The sequence below is a fragment of the Micromonospora sp. NPDC005237 genome (assembly GCF_040607775.1).
Taxonomy (GTDB): domain Bacteria; phylum Actinomycetota; class Actinomycetes; order Mycobacteriales; family Micromonosporaceae; genus Micromonospora.
The window spans coordinates 170,711-189,523 of sequence record NZ_JBEXHJ010000001.1; the positions used below are offsets into that span (position 1 = coordinate 170,711).

Annotated in this window: 19 protein-coding genes; 7 read left to right on the forward strand and 12 right to left on the reverse strand. The window is 70.9% G+C overall.

Annotated elements, in window-relative coordinates; translation table 11 throughout:
- Positions 1-48: 48 nt before the first annotated feature.
- Entirely contained in the window at positions 49-504 is a 456-nt protein-coding gene (locus tag ABZT87_RS00880) for a gamma-glutamylcyclotransferase (RefSeq protein ID WP_354853990.1), read from the reverse strand.
- A 106-nt stretch (positions 505-610) separates the two neighbouring features.
- Here ABZT87_RS00880 and ABZT87_RS00885 point away from each other — a divergent pair, with 106 nt between their 5' ends.
- Positions 611-2,014 carry an NAD(P)H-quinone dehydrogenase gene (locus tag ABZT87_RS00885; RefSeq protein WP_354853992.1) on the forward strand — a complete coding sequence of 468 codons (1,404 nt, stop codon included), beginning with the start codon at positions 611-613 and terminating at the stop codon, positions 2,012-2,014.
- 13 nt (positions 2,015-2,027) lie between these two features.
- Here the strand turns inward: ABZT87_RS00885 and ABZT87_RS00890 are convergent, their stop codons facing one another.
- From ABZT87_RS00890 to ABZT87_RS00910, 5 genes are all read right to left on the reverse strand, one after another.
- Positions 2,028-2,459, reverse strand: a complete 432-nt coding sequence (locus ABZT87_RS00890) for a hypothetical protein (protein ID WP_355132775.1) — start codon at positions 2,457-2,459, stop codon at positions 2,028-2,030.
- Positions 2,460-2,630: 171 nt separating this feature from the next.
- Positions 2,631-3,248 carry a DUF998 domain-containing protein gene (locus tag ABZT87_RS00895; protein ID WP_354853995.1) on the reverse strand — a complete coding sequence of 206 codons (618 nt, stop codon included), beginning with the start codon at positions 3,246-3,248 and terminating at the stop codon, positions 2,631-2,633.
- 155 nt (positions 3,249-3,403) lie between these two features.
- A complete protein-coding gene (locus tag ABZT87_RS00900) occupies positions 3,404-3,736 on the reverse strand; it encodes a helix-turn-helix transcriptional regulator (RefSeq protein WP_354853998.1) in 333 nt (110 codons plus the stop codon).
- Positions 3,733-4,101, reverse strand: a complete 369-nt coding sequence (locus ABZT87_RS00905; protein ID WP_354854000.1) for a type II toxin-antitoxin system RelE/ParE family toxin — start codon at positions 4,099-4,101, stop codon at positions 3,733-3,735. Before ABZT87_RS00905 ends, ABZT87_RS00900 begins: the two co-directional genes overlap by 4 nt.
- Positions 4,102-4,146: 45 nt before the next feature.
- Positions 4,147-4,761 (reverse strand): DedA family protein, encoded by a 615-nt coding sequence (locus ABZT87_RS00910; protein ID WP_354854003.1) that lies wholly within the window; start codon positions 4,759-4,761, stop codon positions 4,147-4,149.
- 518 nt (positions 4,762-5,279) lie between these two features.
- Here ABZT87_RS00910 and thrS point away from each other — a divergent pair.
- Positions 5,280-6,497 (forward strand): threonine--tRNA ligase, encoded by a 1,218-nt coding sequence (gene thrS, locus ABZT87_RS00915; protein WP_355132777.1) that lies wholly within the window; start codon positions 5,280-5,282, stop codon positions 6,495-6,497.
- Between the two features lie 57 nt (positions 6,498-6,554).
- Here the strand turns inward: thrS and ABZT87_RS00920 are convergent, their stop codons facing one another.
- The 3 genes from ABZT87_RS00920 to ABZT87_RS00930 all read right to left on the reverse strand — a co-directional run bounded on the left by ABZT87_RS00920 (position 6,555) and on the right by ABZT87_RS00930 (position 10,833).
- Complete coding sequence (locus ABZT87_RS00920) at positions 6,555-8,480, reverse strand: ABC transporter ATP-binding protein (RefSeq protein ID WP_355063207.1); 1,926 nt, start codon at positions 8,478-8,480, stop codon at positions 6,555-6,557.
- 143 nt (positions 8,481-8,623) lie between these two features.
- Complete coding sequence (locus ABZT87_RS00925) at positions 8,624-10,357, reverse strand: ABC transporter ATP-binding protein (protein WP_355132779.1); 1,734 nt, start codon at positions 10,355-10,357, stop codon at positions 8,624-8,626.
- Positions 10,351-10,833: a MarR family transcriptional regulator gene (locus tag ABZT87_RS00930; RefSeq protein ID WP_355132781.1), complete on the reverse strand. Its 483-nt coding sequence runs from the start codon at positions 10,831-10,833 to the stop codon at positions 10,351-10,353. The genes ABZT87_RS00925 and ABZT87_RS00930 overlap by 7 nt, the downstream gene beginning before the upstream one ends.
- Before the next feature lie 52 nt (positions 10,834-10,885).
- Here ABZT87_RS00930 and ABZT87_RS00935 point away from each other — a divergent pair, with 52 nt between their 5' ends.
- Positions 10,886-11,329 (forward strand): TetR-like C-terminal domain-containing protein, encoded by a 444-nt coding sequence (locus ABZT87_RS00935; protein WP_355132783.1) that lies wholly within the window; start codon positions 10,886-10,888, stop codon positions 11,327-11,329.
- Positions 11,330-11,432: 103 nt separating this feature from the next.
- Here ABZT87_RS00935 and ABZT87_RS00940 read toward each other — a convergent pair whose 3' ends face one another.
- The gene (locus ABZT87_RS00940; RefSeq protein ID WP_354854018.1) at positions 11,433-12,872 is read right to left on the reverse strand and encodes a GuaB1 family IMP dehydrogenase-related protein; all 1,440 of its coding nucleotides are present in this window, start codon (positions 12,870-12,872) and stop codon (positions 11,433-11,435) included.
- Positions 12,873-13,172: 300 nt separating this feature from the next.
- Positions 13,173-13,664 carry a helix-turn-helix domain-containing protein gene (locus ABZT87_RS00945; RefSeq protein ID WP_355132785.1) on the reverse strand — a complete coding sequence of 164 codons (492 nt, stop codon included), beginning with the start codon at positions 13,662-13,664 and terminating at the stop codon, positions 13,173-13,175.
- Between the two features lie 92 nt (positions 13,665-13,756).
- Here ABZT87_RS00945 and ABZT87_RS00950 point away from each other — a divergent pair, with 92 nt between their 5' ends.
- The gene (locus ABZT87_RS00950; protein ID WP_355132787.1) at positions 13,757-14,362 is read left to right on the forward strand and encodes a dihydrofolate reductase family protein; all 606 of its coding nucleotides are present in this window, start codon (positions 13,757-13,759) and stop codon (positions 14,360-14,362) included.
- Positions 14,363-14,426: 64 nt separating this feature from the next.
- Here the strand turns inward: ABZT87_RS00950 and ABZT87_RS00955 are convergent, their stop codons facing one another.
- Complete coding sequence (locus tag ABZT87_RS00955; RefSeq protein WP_355132789.1) at positions 14,427-16,178, reverse strand: biotin carboxylase N-terminal domain-containing protein; 1,752 nt, start codon at positions 16,176-16,178, stop codon at positions 14,427-14,429.
- Positions 16,179-16,316: 138 nt separating this feature from the next.
- Between ABZT87_RS00955 and ABZT87_RS00960 the strand changes: the two genes are divergently transcribed.
- The 3 genes from ABZT87_RS00960 to ABZT87_RS00970 all read left to right on the forward strand — a co-directional run bounded on the left by ABZT87_RS00960 (position 16,317) and on the right by ABZT87_RS00970 (position 18,786).
- Complete coding sequence (locus ABZT87_RS00960) at positions 16,317-16,931, forward strand: PadR family transcriptional regulator (RefSeq protein WP_355133656.1); 615 nt, start codon at positions 16,317-16,319, stop codon at positions 16,929-16,931.
- 121 nt (positions 16,932-17,052) lie between these two features.
- Positions 17,053-18,012 carry an ATP-binding cassette domain-containing protein gene (locus ABZT87_RS00965; protein WP_355062909.1) on the forward strand — a complete coding sequence of 320 codons (960 nt, stop codon included), beginning with the start codon at positions 17,053-17,055 and terminating at the stop codon, positions 18,010-18,012.
- An 18-nt stretch (positions 18,013-18,030) separates the two neighbouring features.
- Positions 18,031-18,786, forward strand: a complete 756-nt coding sequence (locus ABZT87_RS00970; protein WP_354854032.1) for an ABC transporter permease — start codon at positions 18,031-18,033, stop codon at positions 18,784-18,786.
- Positions 18,787-18,813: the final 27 nt, after the last annotated feature.

An 18,813-nucleotide genomic window follows, 5' to 3' on the forward strand; every position in this document is an offset into this window, starting at 1 on the left:
GGGCACTCGGGTCGGCGACGGTTGCAGACTGGGGGCGTGGGATACGCGCTACGGGGACGCGGTGGCGGTGGGACGGGACCGCAGCTCGGTGACGTAGTCGTCCGGCGCACCCGCCTTCTCGGCGGCGTTCGCGATCTCGGACAGGTACCAGGAGGTCGGCAGGCCGCCCTCGTACCCGTCGAACACGTAGACCCACGCGGTCACGTCGCCGTCGAGGGTCGAGATCCGCACGTGCAGCTTGCGGTACGTGCCGGCGGTCACCCCCTCGATCTCGTCGAGCTGGGCGGCGTCGTACGGGTGGATGTCGTAGATCGCCACGAACACCCGGTCGCCGGGGGACTCGACGACGGTGCTCACCGCGCCCTCCCAGCCGATCACGTCCGCTCCGGCGAAGGTCAGCCGCCACCCCTCCAGCCAGCCGGTGCCCACCATGGGCGAGTGCGGGCAGTAGGCCCGCATCCGGGCCGGGTCGAGGTTTGAGCCGTAGGCGGCGTGATGACGCACGGCGATGACGATAGCCCGGCGGGCCGGTGGGGGAGAATACGACCGTGCGTGTCGGACGCGTTCGGGAAAAGAAAGTCACTGTGAGCATCAACGAAGGGCGAACGCTGTGAGCCGGATCGTGATCATCGGCGGTGGGCCGGCCGGGTACGAGGCGGCGTTGGTCGCCGCCCAACTGGACGCCGATGTCACCGTGGTCGAGGCCGACGGCGCGGGCGGGGCCTGCGTGCTCTCCGACTGCGTACCGTCGAAGACGTTCATCGCCAGCTCTCAGGTGGTCACCGGTTACCGGGACACCGAGGAGTTCGGGGTGCACTCGGACGGCCTGGAGGCGGTCACCGTCGACGCGCAGGCCGTGCACGACCGGGTCAAGCGTCTGGCGCTGGCGCAGTCCGCCGACATCCACGCCAAGCTGCTCAAGGCCGGGGTCACCTTCGTGGCCGGCACCGCCCGACTGGGCGAGGATGCCCTCGGGCACACCCACCGGGTCGTCGTCACCCCCGCCGACGGCGGCGAGGAGTACTCGATCGCCGCGTCCACCGTGCTGGTGGCCACCGGCTCGACACCCCGCCAGTTGCCCACCGCCGTGCCCGACGGCGAGCGCATCCTGACCTGGCGTCAGGTGTACGACCTGCCGGAGCTGCCCGAGCACCTGATCGTGGTCGGCTCCGGCGTGACCGGCGCCGAGTTCGCCAGCGCGTATTTGGCGATGGGGGTCGAGGTCACCCTGGTCTCCAGCCGGGACCGGGTGATGCCGCACGAGGACGCCGACGCGGCGTCGGCCATCGAGCGGGTGTTCCGCAACCGGGGCATGAACATCCTCAACAACTCCCGCGCCGACGCGGTCCGGCGTACCGCCGACGGGGTGGAGGTGGAGCTGTCCGACGGTCGCAAGGTCACCGGCTCGCACGCGCTGATCGCGGTCGGCTCGATCCCCAACACCGCGAACTTGGGCCTGGCCGAGTACGGCGTGGAGCTGGGCCGGGGCGGCTACGTCACGGTCGACCGGGTCTCCCGGACGAACGTGCCCGGCATCTACGCGGCGGGTGACTGCACCGGCGTGCTGCTGCTGGCGAGCGTGGCCGCCATGCAGGGCCGGATCGCGATGTGGCACGCCCTCGGCGAGGCCGTCCGTCCGCTGCGGTTGCGGACCGTCGCGGCGAACGTCTTCACCGACCCGGAGCTGGCCACCGTGGGCGTCTCGCAGGACGAGGTGGACGCGGGCAAGGTGCCGGCCCGGCAGGTGATGCTGCCGCTGTCCGGCAACGCGCGGGCCAAGATGGACGACCTCTCCGACGGCTTCGTGAAGCTGTTCTGCCGGCCGGCGAGCGGCCAGGTGGTGGGCGGCGTGGTGGTCGCCCCGAAGGCCAGCGAGCTGATCCTGCCGATCACCATGGCCGTGGAGAACAACCTGACGGTCAACGAGTTGGCGCAGACGATCACCATCTACCCGAGCCTGTCCGGCTCGATCACCGAGGCAGCCCGCCAGCTCATGCTCCACGAGCTGGAGTGACGGCGGCGGGCGCTCAGTCCCAGAAGCACTCCAGCTGCCCATCGAGCACGACCGCGTCGGCCTCGGTGCAGAACGCCGCTGCGTCGGCGCTCAGAGCGGCGTCAACGCGTGACGCGTAAATGCTCTCGATCGAGGTCCGGTAGTCGTCGCGGTCCGCGCTGACCACGTAACCGGCGGCCCGGACCTCAGGATGGGCGCACAGGAAGCGGAAGATCTCCCACACCGTCGGCGCGGCGTTCTGACGGTCGTACGGGTCGACGAACCGTGATCCGAGCAGCTCGGCCAACCCGCCGGCGTCCAGGTCGTCGAAGGACGCGATGCCGCCCTGGTAGGTCGTCGGCTCGATGCCGACCAGCAGGTCCCGTCGGCCGGCATCGCGGTTGAACCGGAACTCGTCGACCTCGGCAGGGGTGGGCCCGTCGCAGAGTGGCGGACGTTCAACCACCGCTGGAGTCGCGGTGATGCTCGGCGCGCTGACGGTTCGAGGGGCGGCGTCCGGCTCGGCCGCAGCGCAGCCCACGCCCGCGCTGACAAGGAGCAGTAGAGCGATCGCAAGGCCGATCGGCCGGTCCCTGATGCCCACCACGCCCACCCTTCGTCGTCTGGGCGTGGGAGCTTAGCCGGCGACGACCCGGGTCGATGATCCGGAGCGCGCGAGGACGAGTGCCACTGCGGTGAGCACACCGACCTCGGTGAGAATGAGCAGCCGCTCGGCCAGTCCGATCAACACGCGCTCCCCGGGGTAGGCCGACCACATCATGGCTGCGGCCAGGACGAGACTGGCCACTGCCAACCCGCGCAGCCACCGGGCGGCCGGTGTCAGCTGGTCCCGGCGGGCCAGCAGCCAGCCGCCGGCCGGCAGCGCCAGGAAGGCGACCACCGACGCGTACCGGTGGAGGTAGGCGGCGGTGGTCATGGCGGTGCCCGGCTCGTTCGTCGGCACCACGGCGGCCAGCAGCAGCCCCGCCACCCAGGCGCCGAGTAGCAGCTCGACCGCTCGACTGGGCGGCGGGCCGGTGCGGCGCAGCCCGTACATCACTGCCACGGTGGCGAGCGCCAGCACGACCATGGCGACGTCGATGACGCCGCCCCGGTCGGAGACCGCGAAGTCGCTGATGGTCAACGCCCACGGGTTGAGGTCGTCGTTGACTTCCAGATGACCGATGACGGTGAGCAGCGCCGCCACGGCGATCCCGCTGAGGGCCACCACACCGGTGTTCCGGGTTCCAGGCATGCCTCAGCCTGTCGCGGCGAACACCCCAGCCAGATCCGGGACCGTCACTGACTTGGCCCCCAAACCCCACCCCTAGAGGCCCCCGCGGCCTGTCCAAGATTTACCCGCCGAGCGTCTCGCGCTACCACTGGCGGGCCGGCCTCGGTGGATCGGACCTAGGCGACGTTCAGTTGGATGTTCCCGATCCGGGCGACGACGTCGAGGTGGCCGCCCAGGCCAGTGACGTATGCACGAAGGGTGTCCAGGCTGGTGTGCTCGCCGTTCTCGATCTGGCTGATCCTGGCCTGGGTCAACCCTGCGGCCTCGGCCAGTTGAGCCTGGGTCATCCCCAGGTGCTTGCGGATCTCCGCCAGTTGCGCGCCGCTGACCAGTGCCAACATATGTTCACGGTGCTGAGCCCGGCGGGCGACCCGGTCCGGATGTTCCCAGGACGGATCAAGTTCTCGAGCCCTGGCCCGGACGTCCCGCCAGTCCACTCCGTCGGTCATCTCTGTGTGTCCTTCAGCCTCGAGAGGTGCTCCTGGAATCGGTCATCCGCCAACGGGACCGCCGCCTTGTACCAACTCTGCCACTGGCCTGACTTGTCGCCAGCGACCAGGAAGACTGCTTCCCGAATCGGATCAAAAGCGAAGATCATGCGGATCTCGGTGGAACCGGCCGAGCCTGGCCTCAACTCCTTCATGTGGTGGAAGATGCTGCCTTTGAGGCGGTCGACCAGGGGGCGTCCAAGAGCGGGGCCGTGTTCGGCGAGGAGGTCGATGGCCTCGCTGACGAGGTCGGCGCTGGCAGGTTCCGTCTCGCAGAGGTGGAGAAACCACTTCTCGACCTCGGGATGAAGTTTGACCTCCCACATGGCGTCAATATAAGTCCAGCTTATACTCGGCCAGTCTCGCGACACTCAGTCGAGCGGGACTTCGGCGGCGGTGCGGGCGTGGCGGGCGCTGACCAGGGTCATCGCCCATCCGGCTGCGGCGAAGCCGGCCGCCGCGGCGGTGGCGATGATGGCCAGCCGCCAGGCCGACTCGGTCAGCGCGGTGCCGCCCAGGTGCCCGACCAGCGCCCCGTAGGTGGCCCAGCCCAGCGCGGCGATCGTCTCGTAGAGCGCGAACAGCCGGTACGGATACCGGCTGCGGCCGGCCGAGAAGCAGGCCGCCATGCGCCCACCGGGCACGAACCGGCAGAGCAGGATGACCAGCGGGCCGGGTTGGCGTAATCCCTGCGTGACCCGGCTCGCCATCCGGCGGGCCCGGCTGGGTTCGGCGTGCCGGGGCGCCCGCCGGTCCGGTGCGCCACGGCCGAGCAGGTAGCAGGCGAGGTCTCCGGCGAACACGCCGAGCGCGCCGACGGCGATGGTGACCGGCAGGCTGAGGCCGCCGTACACGGTCAGCGCGCCGCTGGTGATCATGACGATCTGGGTGGGGATCACCGGCACGAAGGCGTCCGCGATCAGCAGGCCGAGCAGCACCAGGTACGCCCACGTCGGCGACGCGACGTCAGTCAGTAGTTCGGGCACGCCTGCCACCTCGCCGGATGCGGCCGATTGGGTGTCTCGAGCCTGACGGCGTGTCCGGCGTCACCGTGGACAGCCCCGTCCCGTCGTGACCGTCGACACCACGGGGCCACCCCGTTCCAACGAGGCGAACCGCCCTCGGGTGACGGCTCGGCGGCTGTCCCACGGCGGCCCGAGGCGGTCGGCGGATCGGCGTCCCTCGGCGTACCGTGGGCGGCGCGGCCCAGCACGTCGGGTCCCCCGTTCCTGACGATTCGGGTCGCCCAGGGCCGCCGGCGGGTCCCGCGCCGGCGGCCCGTCCCCTCTCCCACCGCCGCAAATCCGGGTGCGTCCTCGACCGCCCGAGGAATAACGTCGCCATATGCGCAGCGCGGTAGTGATGACGACGACGCCGGGTGTCCCCGGCGTGCCGCTCTGACGTAACCACCGTCGACCAGGCCCCGGGGCGATCCGCCCCCGAGGGCCGCGCGGCGTTCGGTGTCCAGGTCGCCTCCGGGTCGTCCCCGATCCAGGAGCCCGACATGATCGACCACCGCAAGCTCGGCCGTGAGCTGGAGCTGTTCGTCTCCGATCCGCTGGCCGGCGCCGGCCTGCCCATCTGGCTGCCGGCCGGCGCCGCCGCCCGGCACGCCGTCGAGGAGTACGTCCGGGACCTGGAGCGTCGCTCCGGCCACCAGCACGTCTACTCGCCGCCGCTGGGCAAGCGCGAACTCTTCGAACTCTCCGGCCACCTGGGCTACTTCGCCGACGACATGTTCCCGCCGATGCGGCTGAGCGCCGACGACGAGTTCGTGCTCCGCCCGGCGCTCTGCCCGCACCACGCGCTGGTGTTCCGCTCCCGGGGCCGCTCCTACCGGGAGTTGCCGCTGCGGATCGCGGAGCTGGGCGGGATGTACCGCTCGGAGCGCTCCGGCGTGCTCGGCGGGCTGTCCCGGGTACGTGCCATCTCGCTCAACGACGCGCACACCTTCTGCGCCCCGGACCAGGTCGGCGCGGAGGTCGTCGAGATCCTCCGGCTGATGCGCGCCGCGCACGCCGCGCTCGGCGTCCGTCCGGCGGGGTTCCGGCTGTCGCTGCGCGGGCCGGGCGGGAAGTACGTCGGCGACGACGCCCAGTGGGCCCGCGCCCAGGACCTGCTCCGCGGCGCGCTGGCCGGGGTGGAGTACGTCGAGGCCCCCGGAGAGGCCGCCTTCTACGGCCCGAAGATCGACATTCAGATCGTCGACGCGGCCGGCCGCGAGTCGACCATCTCCACCATCCAGGTGGACTTCGACAAACCGGAGAAGTTCCACCTGTCGTACACCGATTCCGACGGCAGCAGGCGTCGGCCGGTCCTGCTGCACCGCAGCCTGGTCGGCAGCATGGAGCGGCTGTTCGCGTACCTCATCGAGGTGCACGAGGGTGCGTTCCCGGCCTGGTACGCGCCCGTCCAGTTGGTGTTGCTGCCGGTGGACGACGGGCAGGCCGACGCGGCGGCGGAACTGGCCCGGCGGGCCGTCGACGCCGGCCTGCGGGTCGAGGTCGACACCGCCGGCTCGCTGGGCGCCCGGGTACGGGACGCGACCCGCCGCCGCGTCCCGTACCTCGGGGTGCTGGGTGCCCGGGAGGCGGCCGACGGCGCACTCGCGCTGCGCCTGCGCGACGGCCGCGCCCTGGCCCCGATGCCCGCGGCCGCCGCGCTCGCCCTGATCGGCCGGCAGGTCGCCGCCCGCGCCGCCGACCTGCTCCCGGCGGACTGAGCCGCCCACCGGGCTGAGGTGGACCGTCGATCGTGTGGCGCGCACGGCGGTCCGCCCTCAGACCGAGGCCGGCTGGGCCCCGGCGGGCGCGGCTGGTTCCTCGTCGACCGCGGCGCCGGTGAACTGCGAGCGGTAGAGCCGGTGGTAAGCGCCGTGGGCGGCGAGCAACTGCTCGTGGGTGCCCTGCTCGACGATGCGGCCGTTCTCCATCATCAGGATCAGGTCGGCGTCGCGGATGGTGGAGAGCCGGTGCGCGATGACGAAGCTGGTCCGGTCCGAGCGCAGCGCCGCCATCGCCCGCTGGAGCAGCACCTCGGTGCGGGTGTCCACCGAGCTGGTCGCCTCGTCCAGGATCAGCAGGGACGGCTCGGCGAGGAACGCCCGGGCGATGGTGATGAGCTGCTTCTCGCCGGCGCTGACATTGCTGCCCTCCTCGTCGATGACCGTGTCGTAGCCGTCCGGAAGGCTGCGCACGAACCGGTCCACGAAGGTGGCCCGGGCCGCGGCGATGATCTCCTCCTCGGTCGCGTCCGGCCGGCCGTACGCGATGTTGTCGCGGATGGTGCCGCCGAAGAGCCAGGTGTCCTGCAGCACCATGCCGATCCGTCCGCGCAGGTCGTCGCGGCGCATCGTGGTGATGTCCACCCCGTCGAGGGTGATCCGGCCGGCGTCCAGCTCGTAGAACCGCATGATCAGGTTGACCAGGGTGGTCTTGCCGGCGCCGGTCGGGCCGACGATGGCCACCGTGTGCCCGGGCTCGGCGACCAGCGACAGGTCGTCGATCAGCGGCTTGTCCGGCGTGTACCGGAAGGAGACGTGCTCGAACTCGACCCGGCCGTGCGGGTCGACGACCTGGGTCGGCTGGGCCGGGTCGGGGCTCTGCTCGTCGGCGTCGAGCACCGCGAAGACCCGCTCGGCCGACGCCACCCCGGACTGGAGCAGGTTCGCCATCGAGGCGAGCTGGGTCAGCGGTTGGGTGAACTGGCGGGAGTACTGGATGAACGCCTGCACGTCGCCCAGGCTCATCGTCCCGGAGGCCACCCGCAGTCCGCCGACCACGGCGATGGCCACGTAGCTCAGGTTCCCGATGAACATCATCGACGGCATGATGATCCCGGAGATGAACTGGGCGCCGAAGCTGGCCCGGAACAGCTCCTCGTTCTTCGCGTGGAACGCGGCCTCCACCTCGCGCTGCCGGCCGAAGACCTTCACCAGCTCGTGACCGGTGTACGCCTCCTCGATCTGGCCGTTCAGCTCGCCGGTGTGCTTCCACTGGGCGATGAACTGCTTCTGCGAGCGCTTGGCGATGCGCTGGGTGACCAGCACCGACAGCGGGACGGCGACCAGAGCCACCAGGGCCAGCAGCGGGGAGATCCAGAACATCACGGCCAGCACGCCGATGACGGTCAGCAGCGAGGTGAGCAGCTGGCTCAAGGTCTGCTGGAGGCTCGTCGAGATGTTGTCGATGTCGTTGGTGACCCGGCTGAGCAGCTCACCGCGGGGCTGCCGGTCGAAGTAGGGCAGCGGCAGCCGGTTGAGCTTCTCCTCCACCTCGGCGCGCAGCCGCAGCACGGTGCGCTGGACCACCCCGTTGAGCAGCCAGCCCTGCCACCACGACAGCACGCTCGCCGCCAGGTAGAGCCCGAGCGCCAACAGCAGCACCCGGCCCAGGGCGCCGAAGTCGATGCCCACGCCGGGCACCACGTCCATCCGGGCCAGCATGTCGGCGAAGCTCTCGTTGCCGCTGGCCCGCGCCGCCGCGACGGCCTGTTCGGTGGTCGTGCCCGGGGCCAGTCGCCGACCGATCACCCCACTGAAGATCAGGTCGGTGGCGTGGCCGAGGATCTTCGGGCCGGCCACGCTGAACCCGACGCTCACCACGGCGAGGGTGATGATCGCGGTCAGGTGCAGGCGGTGCGGGCGCAGCCGACCAAGCAGCCGTCGGGCCGACGGCCCGAAGTTCATCGACTTCTCGGCGGGCATCCCCGCGCTCATCCAGGGCGGGCCGCCGGCCGGCCGGCCGGCCGGCAGCCGCTTCGGCGTCGCCGCGCCGCCGCCGGGTTGCTGCGTGTCACCGCCCGGCTTCTGACTGGGTACGGTCGCGGTCCGCGACTCGTCGGGCTCGCTCATGCCGCCACCTCCGCCGTCTGCTGGGAAGCCACGATCTCGGCGTACGTCGGGCAGGTCTGCACCAACTCCGCATGTCGTCCCACTCCGACGACCCCTCCGTTCTCGAGCACGATGATCTGGTCGGCGTCGACGATCGTGGACACCCGCTGGGCCACGATCACCACTGCCGACTGCGCGGTGACCGGGCGCAGTGCCGCCCGCAGCCGCGCGTCGGTGCCGAGGTCGAGCGCGGAGAACGAGTCGTCGAAGAGGTAGATCTCCGGCTGCCGGACCAGGGCCCGGGCGATGGCCAGGCGTTGCCGCTGCCCACCGGAGACGGTGCTGCCGCCCTGGGCGATCGGAGCGTCCAGGCCGCCGGGCATCTGGGCCACGAAGTCGCGGGCCTGCGCGATCTCCAGCGCCGCCCACAGTTCCTCGTCGGTGGCGTCCGGGTTGCCGTAGCGCAGGTTGCTGGCGACCGTGCCGGTGAACAGGTACGGCCGCTGCGGCACCAGGCCGATGCGTCGCCACAGCTCGTCCGGTTCCAATTCGCGGACGTCCACCCCGTCGACCAGCACCGCGCCGCCGGTGACGTCGACCAGGCGGGGTACGAGCGACAGCAGTGTCGTCTTGCCCGCGCCGGTGCTGCCGATGATCGCGGTGGTGGTGCCCGCGGTGGCCGTGAAGGAGATGTCGCGCAGCACCGGCTCGACCGCTCCCGGGTACTGGAAGCGCACCCCGCGCAGCTCCAGCTCGGCCCGGGTGGGCAGCTCGGTGACCGGCGCGGCGGCGGGGACCACCGAGGAGTCGGTGTCCAGCACCTCGACGATCCGCTCGGCGCAGACCGCCGCCCGGGGCACCATCATCAGCATGAAGGTGGCCATCATCACGGCCATCAGGATCTGCATCAGGTATTGCAGGAACGCGGTGAGCGCGCCGATCTCGATCGCGCCCGAGTCGACCCGCTGCGCGCCGAACCAGAGCACCGCCACGCTGGACACGTTCAGCACCAGCATGACCACCGGGAAGATCAACGCCATCAGCCGCCCGGTACGCAGGGCGGTGGCGGTCAGGTCGGCGTTGGCGACACCGAAGCGGTCCGTCTCGTACGGCTCGCGGACGAAGGCGCGGACCACCCGGATGCCGGTGATCTGCTCACGTAGCACCCGGTTGACCGTGTCGATCCGGGTCTGCATCAGCCGGAAGCCCGGCACCATCCGCCGGATGATCGCGCTCAGCGCGACGGCCAGCACCGGCACGCTGATCAGCATCAGCCAGGAGAGCCCGATGTCCTCGCGCAGCGCCATGAAGACGCCGCCGACGCTCATGATCGGTGCGGCGACCAGCATGGTGCAGCTCATCAGCACGAGCATCTGCACCTGTTGCACGTCGTTGGTGTTGCGGGTGATCAGCGACGGTGCGCCGAACCGGGCCACCTCACGGGCGGAGAAGAGGTTGACGTGCGCGAACAGCCGGGCGCGGACGTCCCGGCCGAAGCCCATCGCGGTCCGGGCGCCGAGGTAGACGGCGGCGATCGAGCAGACGATCTGGACCAGGCTGACCAGCAGCATCCAGCCGCCGGTGTGCACGATGTAGTCGGTGTTGCCCCGGGCCACGCCCTTGTCGATGATGTCGGCGTTGAGGCTGGGCAGGTAGAGCGAGGCCATGGTGCCCACGAACTGGAGCAGCACCACCGCCAGCAGCGGTCTCTGGTACGGGCGCAGTTGACCGCGCAGCAGTCTGATCAGCACGACGGTTCCTTCGCGTCGGTAGGTCGTCCGGTCATCCGTGGTTCGTCCCCACTGCTGATGACCTCGAGCAGGAACTCCCGGATCACCTGGGCTTTCGCCGGGTCGGCGTCGACCGAGGTGAGCGGACGTCCGGAGTGCATGAGTGCGCCGAGCGCGGCCACCCGCTCCCGCCCGGCGGGGGTGATAACGAGTCGGATGCTGCGTCGGTCGTTGTCGTCGCGCTGCCGCTCGACGAGACCGTCACGTTCGAGCGTGTCGACGATGCCGGTCAGGGTCGCCGGTCGGACGAACCCCTTCTCGGCGACCTGGCGGTGGGGCAGCTCGCCGTGGCGGGCGAGCGTCATCAGGGTGATCATGCCGGCCTGGGTGAGGCCGTGCTCCTCGGCGAGGTAGCGGTTCCACCGTTGCCCGACGAGGTGCCCGGCCACCACCAGCAGCCGACCGAGCGGCACATCTTGAAGGGTGACGAGTTCCACGGGAGTACATTAGCCCCCTGATAGTCAGGGGCCAAACGAAACAGCAGCAGCCGTGGCAACGAACACGAGTTGCGCGCCCGCCCACCACTTCGGCGACAAGGCCGGCCTGCTCACCGCCCTCGCCGCTCAGGGCTTCGACCTGCTGGCCCAGACGTTGAGCGCGGCCGGAGACGACCTGCTGGCCGCCGGAGTCGCGTACGTCGACTTCGCCGTCGGGCACCGCGCCTACGTCGAGGTGATGTTCCGGCCCGAGCTGCACCGACCCGACGACCCCGAGCTGACCGCCGCACGCGAGCGTGCCGGCGCGGCACTCCGCTCTCAGGTGGCCGCCCTACCCGACGGCGGTACCCCCGCCGACACCGGCCGGGACGCCCTCGCCGCGTGGTCGATCGCCCACGGCTTCGCCACCCTCTGGCTGGCCGGCGCCCTCCCCGACCGCATAGGCGACAACCCCCGAGAAGCGGCCCGCAGGGTCCTGAGCCGCCTGACCCGGTAACCCCCACCCCTCCAGAGCGTCGATCATGGAGTTGTGGTGGGCGGTTCGCCCGGCGCTGCCCGTTCTGCGAGGCACCACAACTCCATGATCGACCCGGTGGGACTCACCAGCTGGTGGGGAGGGGCATTCCTTCGGTGAAGCCTGCGGCGCTCTGCACGCCGACGATCGCTCGTTCGTGGAACTGCGTCAGGTCCCGCGCTCCGGCGTAGGTGAAGGCGCTGCGTACCCCGGCGATAATCTCGTCGATCAGGTCCTCGACGCCGGGTCGGGTCGGGTCCAGATACATCCGCGCCGAGGAGATGCCCTCCTCGAACACCGCCTTGCGGGCCCGGTCGTACGGGCTGTCGTCGGCGGTACGGGCGCTTACCGCCCGCGCCGAGGCCATCCCGAAGCTCTCCTTGTACCGCCGACCGTCCGGCTCGGTGTAGAGGTCACCGGGGGACTCGTAGGTGCCGGCGAACCAGGAGCCGATCATCACGTTCGACGCGCCGGCGGCGAGCGCGAGCGCCACGTCGCGAGGGTGTCGCACCCCGCCGTCGGCCCAGACGTGCCGGCCGAGCTGACGGGCCGCCGTCGAGCAGTCCAGCACGGCGGAGAACTGCGGCCGGCCCACGCCGGTCATCATCCGGGTGGTGCACATCGCGCCCGGCCCGACACCCACCTTGATGATGTCCGCGCCGGCCTCGACCAGGTCGCGTACCCCCTCGGCGGTGACCACGTTGCCGGCCGCCACCGGAACGCCCGGGTCCAGCTTGCGCACCGCCCGCAACGCCGAGATCATCCGCTCCTGGTGGCCGTGCGCGGTGTCCACGACCAGCGTGTCCACACCTGCCTCCAGCAGCGCGGCGGCCTTGCCGGTCACGTCACCGTTGATCCCGACCGCCGCGGCGATACGCAGTCGCCCCCGGTCGTCCACCGCCGGTGTGTAGAGGGTGGCCCGCAGCGCGCCCTGCCGGGTCAGCACGCCGACCAGCCGACCGTCGGCGTCCACCACCGGGGCGAGCCGGCGCCGGCCGGCGGAGAGCAGATCGAAGCCGGTACGCGGGTCCGCGTCCGCCGGGACGGTGTGCAGCTCGGTGGACATCACGTGCCGCAGCTGGGCGAACCGGTCCACGCCCGTGGTGTCCGCCTCGGTGACCACGCCCATCGGCCGACCGGCCTCGTCGACCACGATCACCGCGCCGTGCGACCGCTTCGGCAGGAGGTGGATGGCGTCCCCGACGGTCTCGGTGGGGCCCAGGGTGATGGGTGTGTCGTAGACCAGGTGCCGCTGCTTGACCCAGGCGACGACGTTCGCGACGACCTCGATCGGGATGTCCTGCGGGATCACGGCGATCGCGCCCCGCCGGGCCACCGTCTCGGCCATCCGCCGCCCGGCGACCGCCGTCATGTTCGACACCACCAGCGGGATGGTGGTGCCGGTGCCGTCACCGGTGGACAGGTCGACGTCCAGCCGGGAGCCGAGGTCGGAGCGGGCCGGCGCCATGAAGACGTCGGTATAGGTCAGGTCGTGCGCGGGAACCGCGCCGTGAAGGAAGCGCACCCGAACATCATTCCTGCTCGCGCCCACTCCCGCCGCCGCTGGTGGCCCAAACCACCCCCACCGCCCGGTCCTGTGCGGCGGGTCACCAGCCGACGGTGTCGGCCGTCGCGCGGCCGGCGCCGCCGTGGGCTGCGGTCCGTCGGGTACGCCGGCACCGTCGTGGGCCCGGCCCGCCGCTTACGCCGGCACCGCCGTAGGCCCGGTCCGCCGTAGGCCCGGTCCGTCGTGGGCCCGGTCCGTCGTGGGCCCGGTCCGTCGTGGGCCGGTCCGTCGCGAAGCGGGCGGTCCCGGCGGATCGGGTCAGTCGCGGGTGGCTGCCTCGTAGGCCGAGCGAAGCTCGTCGACCGCTCGCCGGGCGTGCGGGTCGGGCCGGGGGACGCCGAGGTGCACCTCGCGCAGGTCGTCCATGAAGCGGGTGAGCAGTTCCGGGCCGCCGTCGCGGAGCAGTTCGGCGCGCACCCGCAGGCGACGGTCGCCACCGCGATGGGCCAGCCCCCACGAGCCGAGCGCTGCCATGATCGGCAGTGTCTGAATGCCCGCCTCGGTGAGCGAGTAGGCCGCCCGCTGCCCCCGTCGGGCGTCCTCACGGGTGAGCAGGCCCGCGTCGGTGAGGCGCCGCAGGCGGCTGCTGAGAATGTTCGGCGCGATGCCCTCCTCGCTGCCGGCGAGCAGTTCGCGGAAGTGCCGCCGATTGCCGAACATGATGTCCCGAAGCACGAGCATCACCCACGGATCGCCCAGGACCTCCACCGCCTGATTGATCGGGCAACCCGAGCGTGGCGCCGAATCCATCAAGCCCTCCTCGCAAGTGATTGCATCTTGCTATCACCCCATCCTAGGGTAGGTCGAAGCAGTTACATATCGCTATCACTGAGGGAGGGGCCATGTCGGGGCGATTCGTGTACTGGATGAACGTGTCCGCCGATCTGTTGATCGAGCGTGCTCATGGCGAGCAGGGCGGCGGCACCTGGATGCGCATCGGGGAGTCACTGCACCACGAGTTCAACGCGCGGGCGCGGGCGCTGTCGCTCATGGTCCAGGGGCGCACGATCTACGAGACGATGGAGGGATTCTGGCCGGCAGCGCGCGACGACGACTCGTCGCCCGGCTACCTGCGCGAGTACGGCGAGATCTGGACCTCGAAGCCCAAGGTGCTGGTCTCCCGCACGCGTATCAGCGCCGAGCACAACACCGAGATCATCGGCGGCGACGATGCCGTCGGCGAGCTCGCGGAGCTACGGCGGCGCACCGACGGTGACATCGGCGTCGGTGGCGCCACACTGGCTACGGCGCTGCTCCGGGCAGGGCTGCTCGATGAGCTGCTGCTCTTCACGCACCCCGTCATCCTCGGTACCGGCCGCCCACTGTTCGACAGCCACGACGAGCCGCTGGAGCTGGACCTGCTGGAGCAGGCGCGCTTCGACGAGGGTGTCACGCTCCATCGATACGCCGTCCGGAACGTGCGCACGCCGCTGCCGCAGACCGCATAACGGACTCCGCGCCGAGCCAGCCTCGCGGCTGCCTCGCCAGCAACAGGGGTCTCGCGCTCGCCCCTCAGGCGATGGTGCAGATGGCGGCGCCAGCGGTGATCACGGCACCGACCTCGGCGGTGAGCCCGCTGACCGTACCCGCCTTGTGGGCGTGCAACGGCTGCTCCATCTTCATCGCCTCGAGCACCACCACCAGGTCGCCTTCGGCCACCGTGTCGCCCTCGGCGACCGCGATCTTGACGATGGTGCCCTGCATGGGAGAGGTGAGCGCGTCGCCACCGACCGGGGCGCCCGCCTTGGCTCCGCCCCCGCGCCGGGTCGGCTTACGGGAGGCGGGTGCCGCGGTGGTCGTACTCCCGCCGAAGCCGGCGGGGAGGCTGACCTCGAGGCGCTTGCCGCCGACCTCGACCACGACGGTGTCGCGTTCGGCCGGCGTCTCGGCGGCGCCGGCGGCGGCGGCGAACGGCGGCACGGTGTTGTGGAACTCGGTCTCGATCCACCGGGTGTGCACGGTGAACGGTTCGGCGGTGAACGCCGCGTCCCGCACGACCAGGCGGTGGAACGGCAGCGCGGTGGCCATCCCGTCGAGGACCATCTCGTCCAGCGCGCGGCGGGCGCGTTCCAACGCCTCGGTCCGCGTCTCACCGACGATGATGACCTTGGCGAGCAGCGAGTCGAAGTTGCCGCCGATCACGTCGCCGGCCGAGATGCCGGTGTCCACCCGGACGCCCGGGCCGCTGGGCAGGCGCAGCGTGGTGACGGTGCCCGGCGCGGGCAGGAAGTTGCGGCCCGGGTCCTCGCCGTTGATCCGGAACTCGATGGCGTGCCCGCGCGGCGTCGGGTCCTCGGTGATCCGCAGCTTCTCGCCGTCGGCGATCCGGAACTGCTCCCGGACCAGGTCGATGCCGGCGGTCTCTTCGGTGACCGGGTGCTCGACCTGAAGTCGGGTGTTGACCTCCAGGAAGGAGATCGTGCCGTCCTTGCCGACCAGGTACTCCACCGTGCCGGCGCCGTGGTAGCCGGCCTCCCGGCAGATCGCCTTGGCGCTGTCGTGGATCTGGGCACGCTGGGCGTCGGTGAGGAACGGCGCGGGGGCCTCCTCCACGAGCTTCTGGTGACGCCGCTGCAACGAGCAGTCCCGGGTGCCCACCACGATCACGTTGCCGTGCTGGTCGGCGAGGACCTGCGCCTCGACGTGCCGGGGCTGGTCCAGGTAGCGCTCGACGAAGCACTCGCCCCGGCCGAACGCCGCGACCGCCTCGCGGGTGGCCGACTCGAAGAGCTGGGGGATCTCCTCCATGGTCCGGGCGACCTTGAGGCCGCGCCCACCACCGCCGAACGCGGCCTTGATGGCGACCGGCAGCCCGTGGTCGACGGCGAACGCCATCACCTCGTCCGGGCTGCCCACCGGGTCCGGCGTGCCGGGGACCAGCGGAGCGCCGGCGCGCTGGGCGATGTGCCGGGCGGTCACCTTGTCGCCCAGGTCGCGGATCGCCTGCGGGGTGGGGCCGATCCAGGTCAACCCCGCGTCGATGACCGCCTGGGCGAAGTCGGCGTTCTCACTGAGGAAGCCGTAACCCGGGTGTACGGCGTCGGCGCCGGCCCGGGCGGCGACGTCGAGAAGCTTGTCGATGCGCAGGTACGTCTCGGTCGCGCTGTCCCCGCCGAGCGCGTACGCCTCGTCCGCGAGCGTGGCGTGCAGGGCGTCCCGGTCGGAGTCTGCGTACACGGCGACGCTGCCGAGGCCGGCGTCGCGGCAGGCACGGATGACCCGGACGGCGATCTCGCCGCGGTTGGCGATGAGTACCTTGCGCACCTCGTGGCTCCTCCCGGGAAGTTACTGACCGGGAGTGTATCGGCCACCCGTGATGGCCCTAACGATCGCTCAGTGTGGGATGTGGCACTGACCTTAGTCAAACTTGGCTATTACGCTTGTGTGGTGTCTGCGACTCGGATGATGATTCTCGGCCTGGTGCGGTGGATGCAGCCCGTGCACGGCTACGACGTGCGCCGCGAGCTGCTGAGCTGGAGCGCCGACAAGTGGGCGAACGTGCAGCCCGGCTCGATCTACCACGCGCTGCGCAAGCTCACCGAGGAAGGGCTGCTCCGTGCCGTCGCCACCGAGCAGGTCGGCGCCCGTCCGGCCCGGACCACCTACGAGGTGACCCCCAAGGGCGAGGACGAGTTCGAGACGCTGCTGCGCAACTTCTGGTGGAACCTCAGCGAGCCGTCCGACCCCTTCGCGGTGGCCTTCTCCTTCCTGCCCGCCATGCCGCGCGCCGAGGCCGCCGCGGCCCTGCGCAACCGGGCCAATCTGCTGCGCGCCGGTGTCGAGTCGATGCGTGCCTCCCTGGAGTCGGACTGGGTGCGAAACCGCAAGCCGGTGCACGTGGGGTGGATGTTCGAGCTGTGGGCGGTGCGGGCGGAGGCGGAGATGGGGTGGTGCGACCGGATCGCGGAGCGGATCGACTCTGGGGTGTCGTACCTGCCTGCTGAGCTGGAGAACGTCGAGGGCTGGTCGGGGTGGAAAGAGCGCCAGGAGTCGAGGCCGTCGACCGAGGCGGAATAATCAACGTTGACTAAAAGAGTTATATCGCGTTAGCCTGCTGGCGGCACAGCGGGGGAGTGCGCCGTCCGGCGTCGTCCCACTCGACGGCCGGCACGGCCGGCCCGACCGACCAGGAGCAGAAATGATCGAGACCAGGGGGCTGCGGAAGTCGTTCCGCTCCCGCGCGGGTCGAGAGACGAAGACGGTGGACGCCGTGCGGGGCGTCAACCTCCAGGTCGCCGAGGGCGAGATCTTCGGCTTCCTCGGCCCCAACGGCGCCGGCAAGACCACCACGCTGCGGATGCTCGCCACGCTGATCGAGCCCGACGGCGGCGAGGCCACCATCGCCGGGGCCGACCTGCGCAAGGATCCGGCCGAGGTCCGCCGCCGGATCGGGTACGTCCCGCAGGGCGGCAGCACGTGGGACGAGTCCACCGCCCGTGAGGAACTGGTCCTGCACGCCCGGATGTACGGCATCGGCAAGGCCGACGCGCAGCAGCGCGCCGCCCGCGCGCTGGACGCCTTCCAGCTCACCGAGTACGCCGACCGCAAGTGCAAGACCTACTCCGGCGGCCAGCGCCGGCGGGTCGAGATCGCGCTCGGCATCATCCACGAGCCAAAGATCGTCTTCCTGGACGAGCCGACCACCGGCCTCGACCCGCAGAGCCGCGCCCACATGTGGGACGAGATCCGGCGACTGCGCAGCGACGGAATGACGGTCTTCATCACCACGCACTACCTGGACGAGGCCGACGCGCTCTGCGACCGCATCGCGATCATGGACAACGGCGAAGTCGTCGCCGAGGGCACCCCGGCCGAACTCAAGCGGGAGATCTCCGGCGACGTCGTGCTCGTCGGTCTCGACCTGGCCGCCACCCCGCAGGCCGCCCAGGCGCTCGACGGCGAGCCGTACGTCAACAAGCTGGAGACCGCCGACGAGGGCGGCCTGCGCCTCTACGTCGACGAGGGCGCCACCGCCATTCCCCAGGTGCTGCGCCGACTCGACCACGCCGGGCTGGAGCTGCGCTCGATCGAGCTGCACCGGCCCAGCCTGGACGACGTCTTCCTGACCAAGACCGGCCGCTCGCTGCGCGAGTCCTGACCACCGGAGAGACGACCCATGAAATTCGCCCGCGACACGTGGCTGATCTTCCAACGGCAGATCCAGCTCCTGCTGCGCAACCCGGTCTGGGTCTTCGTCGGCGTGTTCCAGCCGGTGATGTACCTGCTGCTCTTCGCCCCGCTGCTCAAGCCGGCCCTGAACGCGCCCACCCAGGCCGCCGCCTACAAGATCTTCGTGCCGGGTCTGCTGGTGCTGCTGGCCATCTTCGGCGGCCTGTTCCAGGGCTTCGGCCTGATCGCCGAGCTGCGTGCCGGCGTCATCGAACGGTCCCGGGTCACCCCGATCAGCCGACTCGCCCTGCTGCTCGGCCGCTCGCTGCGCGACGTGGTCTCGCTCATCGTGCAGGCGGTCATCATCACCCTGCTGGCGCTCCTGTTCGACCTGCGGGTGTTCATCGGTGACCTGCTGCTGGCGTACCTCATGCTCGCCCTCATCGCGCTCATGACCTCGGCCGTCTCGTACGGCGTCGCACTCAAGGTCAAGAGCGAGGACGCGCTGGCCCCACTGATGAACACCGTGGCGCAGCCGGTGCTGCTGCTCTCCGGCATTTTGCTGCCGCTGACCTTCGCACCGGGCTGGTTGCAGGGCATCGCCGACTGGAACCCGTTCTCCTGGGCAGTCGACGGCACGCGCGCGCTCTTCGCCGGCGACCTGGCCAGCGACAAGGTCTGGCAGGGCCTCACCATCACAGCGGTTCTCGCCGCGCTGGGGGTCTTCTGGGCCGCCCGCCAGTTCGCCCGCAGCGTCCGCTGACGCTGGCTTCGGGGTGCCCCCTCCTGA